At 56.2% G+C, this 5,951-nt stretch carries 5 protein-coding genes; all 5 read right to left on the bottom strand.

The features are described from left to right. The coding region (locus EXR70_24765) for a hypothetical protein (GenBank protein MSP41710.1) at positions 1-1,949 on the bottom strand (1,949 nt) is incomplete at its 3' end. A gap of 196 nt (positions 1,950-2,145) precedes the next feature. Beyond that, positions 2,146-2,844 (bottom strand): hypothetical protein, encoded by a 699-nt coding sequence (locus tag EXR70_24760; protein MSP41709.1) that lies wholly within the window; start codon positions 2,842-2,844, stop codon positions 2,146-2,148. A gap of 112 nt (positions 2,845-2,956) precedes the next feature. Next, the gene (locus tag EXR70_24755) at positions 2,957-3,922 is read right to left on the bottom strand and encodes an ABC transporter substrate-binding protein (GenBank protein MSP41708.1); all 966 of its coding nucleotides are present in this window, start codon (positions 3,920-3,922) and stop codon (positions 2,957-2,959) included. Between the two features lie 6 nt (positions 3,923-3,928). Beyond that, complete coding sequence (locus EXR70_24750; protein MSP41707.1) at positions 3,929-4,954, bottom strand: extracellular solute-binding protein; 1,026 nt, start codon at positions 4,952-4,954, stop codon at positions 3,929-3,931. Further along, positions 4,951-5,661: a hypothetical protein gene (locus EXR70_24745; protein MSP41706.1), complete on the bottom strand. Its 711-nt coding sequence runs from the start codon at positions 5,659-5,661 to the stop codon at positions 4,951-4,953. Before EXR70_24745 ends, EXR70_24750 begins: the two co-directional genes overlap by 4 nt. Positions 5,662-5,951: the final 290 nt, after the last annotated feature.

The raw sequence follows: 5,951 nt of genomic DNA, 5'->3' as shown, positions 1-5,951 counted from the left end.
CGCAGATTGACAGTCAAACGTAATTCATCGCCGTTGTAAAAATCCATCTGTGTCGTCGGTTTGGCCAACGGCTCGGTGGCGTCAACATCCTTCATGAAATCTACCACGGTTTTTTGATCGATGCGCGTGCTGAAAAACAGCCGTTGCGCGTTCTGATCGGCGCCGTAGAATCGCTCGGCCGCGGCGAACTCGCTCGGTGAAACCTCCGGCAGCCGCTGACCGTAGTAGTCCATGGTCTTCAAATAATTGTCGGCATGCCGTTTGAAGCCCCAATTGTGAAACAGACCGAGGTTGAACGTCGGCGCCTCCCTCGACATGATGACAATCGCCGGTAGCGATCTGGGATGCGAGAACTCGCTCACGAGCATTTTGGGGATCTCGAGACTGCGCGCGTTCACCGAATGACGGCGCGACACCCACTGAGAGTTGCTGACGACGAACATCTCCGCCACCGTAAGCAGCAGCACACTTCTCAGAAACACCGCGGAGCCGCCTGAAGCTTTCCAGCGCGCGGCCAACAGAAAAGCGCTCAAGACGGTTCCGATCGAAACACTGGTGACGAGAAAAAAACGCTCGTCGAAGAATTCTTTCAAAGTCACGTAAATACTGTCACGGGCGATGAAACGGGGATCGGCATGCTTAAAATAAAAGTTCCAATAATGATCGAACCAGCCTTGCTCGATCAGGTAGCGTTGCGTACAGAGACTCGTGAGCGTCAGAATCAGCATGGCGCAGATCATCCAAAAGCCCTTGCGGCCGCCGACCATTTGGCGATCAGAAAGAGTGATGAAGTGGTTGATCGCCTTAGCCAGCAGCAACGCGATGATCGGCACCTGAATAATATTCATCCGGCCCCAGGCGCGCATTTGATTGAAGACCGGCAGATGATGCCAAGCCCAGGTGAACAGCGCCGACTCGCGACCCCAAGCAAAATAACTGACGAAGGCCAGCCATCCTACGAGTAAGACGCAAAGCCAGCGCTCCCGCGTGGCGACGCCGAAGTTTGCTAAAACTGAAATGATGTAGAAGGCGATCAACAGCGTCGTCGCGATGCCGAAATAGTACCAGCCCTCCATGTTCGATGCTGGCGGAAAGATCCACGATCCGAGAGTTTGTATCGGACCAAACTCATAGGCTGTCGCATAATCGAACTTCGGCGTGCCGCGATCCACGGTTTGAGCGATCAATACCTGCATATGCCGCAGCCAAGGAAATGTCAGAAGGCCGGCGCAAGCCGCGGCCGCACCGATGTGGATGGCATAGCGACTAAAACTGCTTGGATTCTCCGGCACCGCGCCGATGATTAAATTGCGCGAAGAAGCGAATGCCATGGCAAGCACATAGGCAGGAATCAAAAACAACGCGTAAACAATGTAATAGGGATAGCCGGCCGTCAGGAGCATCACGAGGGCGGCGCCGAACACCGTGGCGCCGAATTTTGCTTTCCGTGCGTCCGTGGCGACGGTCGCCGCATACAACAACCACGGCAGCCAAGCCGCGCAGTGCAACGCATTGGGGAAGCGCAATAATTCGGCCACCTTCAAACTGATCACAGAGATCATCACGGCTACCAGGGCCACCGGCGCGGCCACGGCCAACCGGCGCAGCCAAAAGAACAAGCCCAAGCCGAAGATGCTGATACCGAATATCGTCCAGATTTGATAATCCCAAGGCGCAAAACGGCCCAAGAGTTTGTAGTAAGCGAAGTACAATATATTGAGCGGGTAAAACGCTTGGGCAAACGGGCTGGAGAAAAACGGATAACCGCCGCCCTCGGTCGGCGACCACAGCGGGAAATGGCCGCCGTCCAACATCGACAATAAATAAACTTTGTAAACGTAGTAGAGAATGCCGAAGTCGTTACCGATACTGACGTTATTGATCGTATAAGGCGCGAGAAAAATAAACGGCCACACTACGACGGCGATAATGTAGCCGCGGTCAGTCATGCTAAAAAACAATCAATAGCAAGTGGATTGATTAAGCAGCCCCTTCGTGGCTCTAGAGATCTCGCTGACGAAATGGGAGCGCGGACATTCCTGTCCACATATCTGGCGGGTTAGAAAACCCGCGCTCCCATCACATTGCTAATCGCCCGCATCAACGCGAATCCCGGAACTCGAAACCCGAAACAGCATTCGCGCGCTACGCCGCCGCCGACTCCGCGATCGCCGCCATGGCCGTGGCTAGCGCGCTGCGATAGGCGCGATCGACTGCGAGGCTGTCCAATGCCGAACGGATCACCGCCTGGGCGATGCGCTCGTCGGTGATGTGACGATCGTAGATCGGCTCGAACATGTCGGAGTGATCTTCGTCGGCGACCATGTGGACTTTGGTGTTGATGTCGAGTCCTTCGATAGTCCCGCCCTGATCGGCGACCTTCTTGTGCGCGAAGCGCGCCGTGAAGCCGCCGCCTTTGACGATGGCCGGATTGTTTTTTCGCTCGGTGATGTGATTGACCGTCAACGATTCGATCCACGGCCGCGTCGTGGCGAGATACATCCACGCCATTAGCGCCGCGCGCACGCCGGGAAGCAAGCTCGCTTCCGCCGCCGCTTCGGCCATCTGCTGGTCGGTCAGGTGCGCCGAACCCATGCGCTTATCGAAGATCAATTCATCTTTTTCATGTTCCCAGATCGCCCGTTTGACATCGAGGGGCGCCCTGACCGCGGCCGCGCCCCAACAGTCGCGCCGGCTCTTGATGTAATGCGGGTAATGCAAATCCCAGATCCCCTGCCGCGCCGGCGTCAGCTTCACGCCGAACAACTGTTTGTACTCGGGGGTTTCGAAATGGCGGTTAACCATCGTGTTTAGTTCTTCTCTAACCTTAGACCATAGACTCATAGTAACCTCCTAATGCAGTTGTTTATTTCTTGCCCAGATCGTTTCTGTCGACAAAATATGCCGAACCTGGCGGTTGTGCAAACCCACAGCGGCTGCGGTGACGAACCCGTCGTCAAGGCCAGAAAAGTTCTTTTTTCGCCTGGCGCAACAAACTGAAGTCGGTGATCTCGGCGGGCAAAGGCTCTTTGTCGAAGCGTCCGCTGGCGCGCGCAAATTCCATGCTCAGCGCCACGCCCTTCTCGCTCACTTCGCCGTTTCGACTATAGGACTTGAGCGCCAAATCGTAGCTCGCGGTCGCGATTCCACGGTCGACGCGATACCAGCTCTGCATCACCTCGACGGTGCCGGCTTTGTTATCCAAGACATAGCAAAGCCCCTTGAGGCCGGCGCGCAAAACTCTTTTGATTTGACCGGGGTTGTCGCGCAGTTTCGCCAAGGTAGTCGTCACTCCGGCAAAGGGCAGGCTGTCGAGCACATCGGCGGCGGCGACGATGACATTCAAACCTTCTTTCTCGCCTTGAATCGCTCCTTGCGATCCCAATAACGAGGCGTGGACTAAACCGGTGCTGATCGCTTGCAGACGCAGCCCCTCATCGCCCACCGGCCGGAGCGTCACGTCTTTATCCGGATCGAGTCCCAAGCCGCGCAAGAGCCGCACGGTCAAAAAATGTGTTGCGGTGCCAAAGGCGCTAATGCCCACCACTTTGCCTTTCAGATCGCGCGCCGATGAAATAGTCTTCACACCGACCAAAAAATCCATCGGCTTGTCGGCGAAGACACCCGTGATCACCAGCGGCACACCGCGCATTCGCGCCGCGATGGCGCTGCCAAGAATCGTGGTGAAATCGATGCTGCCAATCGTCAAACCAGGGATCGCCACCGCCGGCCGCACCTGCACCAATTCCGGCTGTAAATTTTCCGATTCAAAGAAACCACGCTTCTGCGCCACGACTAGCGGCAGGAAACTGGTCGACGGACTGGGATAGGCGAAGACGATCCGTTCGGCGTGCGCCGCTGCTGGCGCCATGAGCGCGACAACGGCGACAACCATCCTGCATAGCCGAAGCTGTTTCAACATAAACACCTACGGTAGGCTGAAAATTTCCCGATAAAGCTTCAAACTCTCTTGTGCGTCTTGCGCTTTTTCGGGATGCAAGACCACGCGCTTGAATCCTTTGATCAACCGCGACGGACTCGGCTCGACGCCTTCGCGCAGCGTCACGCGGTTAAAACTCTGCAACAATTGCTGCCCTGGTTGGGACAGAATAAAATCAATGAACAAGCGCGCCGCGTTGGGATGAGCCGCTTTGGAACCGAGCATGATGCCGTCGAACTTGATCACCACCGGTTCGAGATTGGCCCAGTCCACGGAATTGCCTTGGGATTTGGAGTGCTCGACGGTATGGGTATAGGCGATCGCCAGCGGGAATTCGCCGGCCGCCAACAATTGGGTGCGCTGACTGTGACCACGGCCGATCATCGGCTCCTGAGCCGCGACCCGTTTGAGATACTCGACAGCTTTGTCTTTGCCCCATGACTGGATCAAGCCGATCAACAATTCGTAACTCTCATCATCGACGGAGATTTTCCGCCCTTTCCACTTAGGATCGAGCAGTTCCTGATAGCTTTTCGGCACATCATTGGTTTTGACCTGCTGGGTATTAAAGCCGAGCCCGGTGGGCAGCGCGTACGTCCCGGTCCAAAAGCCCTCTTTGTCTTTGAAATCGGCGCTGAAGTTGCGCCGCTCCGGAGAATTGTACGCGGCGATCAGTTTCCGAACTTTAAGCTCGACGATGAATTCCGGCGCCGTTTGCGACACTACATCCCAACTCGTGCGGCCAGCGCGATCTTCAATCAGGATCTTATTGTGCAGGCCTACCGTGCCGCTGCGCCAATAACTCGCCTTGATGAAGGGATAACGCTTCATAAACTCGTCGATGATCTTTTGCGATTGATCCTGGGCGATGGTGCTCCACCAATCGAGTCCGCCTTCCTTCTTCGCCGCTTCGATCATCTTCGGGTCCGCCGCCTGAGCCAGCGAAATCGAGCAAATGAACAAGAGCCAAACCGCGGCAAGATTCGTCCAGCGTAATGTCAAAGCGAAACTCACAGCGAAATCTTCTCCTGCGCCAGCGCAATGCCTTTGCGATACATGGCGTTGAAAGCCAGCGAGTCTTTCGCGGTTTGAATCGCCGGCGCTTCTCTGTCGCCAGTAGCATGCGCGGCGAGAAAGGGCAGAAACATATCGCTATGTTTCTCGTCGGCCTTGCTATGTGCGTGCATATTAGGAATCTGTTTCCAGCTGAATCCCATCTCATCCATCCATTTTTTCGCCATGCGCGTCGACTGACCGCCGCCCAAGTCGCCGAGCAAACGGTCGTCGTTGCACCACTCGGTAATGGTCATGCCGGTGAGCGACTCGGTCCAGGGCATTTCGCTGGTCATCCACGACCAGGCATAGAGCGCGGCGCGGGTTTCCGGTGTCGGCTCGGCGTTGAGAATCTCCTCTGGCGCGAGCTCGACGGAATTTCCCTGGCGAATGATCAAGTGTAGATGGCCATAATCCGAATAGTCGTCGCGAACGATCTCTTCATACTCATGCTCCAAGATGCGCTGCTTGACGCCCATCACCGGGCAGTTGGCCGACACATGGGCCCAACACTCGCGCCGGTGGCGCACGAACAAGCTCTGCTGCTTGACCATGACCGCCGCTCTCGGCTTGTTCATCTTGATGGAAAAGTAAAAGTCCATCTCGGGCGAGCGCATGTAATCGCGCACCAACTCACCCAGACACTCGCGCCACTGCTTTTCGGTCATGGCTTCGCTCCTTTATATAGCTTGTCGATAAAACCGTCGCGCGCCAGGCGGTCGACGATCGAGTTATCGAACAGCGCGGTTTTCACCGCGCCCTTGGCGCCGACCATCTCCAGCACCGTGTCCACCGCCGCCGGATCGACACGCGGAATGGAATCCAAATATTTGCTGACGAATTCATAGTGCGCGTCCGCGCTGCCGCCGCGCTGTCCCATATATTTTTCCAGCAACTTGAGCGCTTGCGCTTTGCGCGTTTTTAACGCCGCGATGCCTTCGATGTAAGCGCGGACGAT

The sequence above is a fragment of the Deltaproteobacteria bacterium genome (assembly GCA_009692615.1).
Lineage (GTDB): Bacteria > Desulfobacterota > Binatia > UBA9968 > UBA9968 > DP-20.
This window is presented reverse-complemented; position numbering and strand designations above follow the sequence as displayed.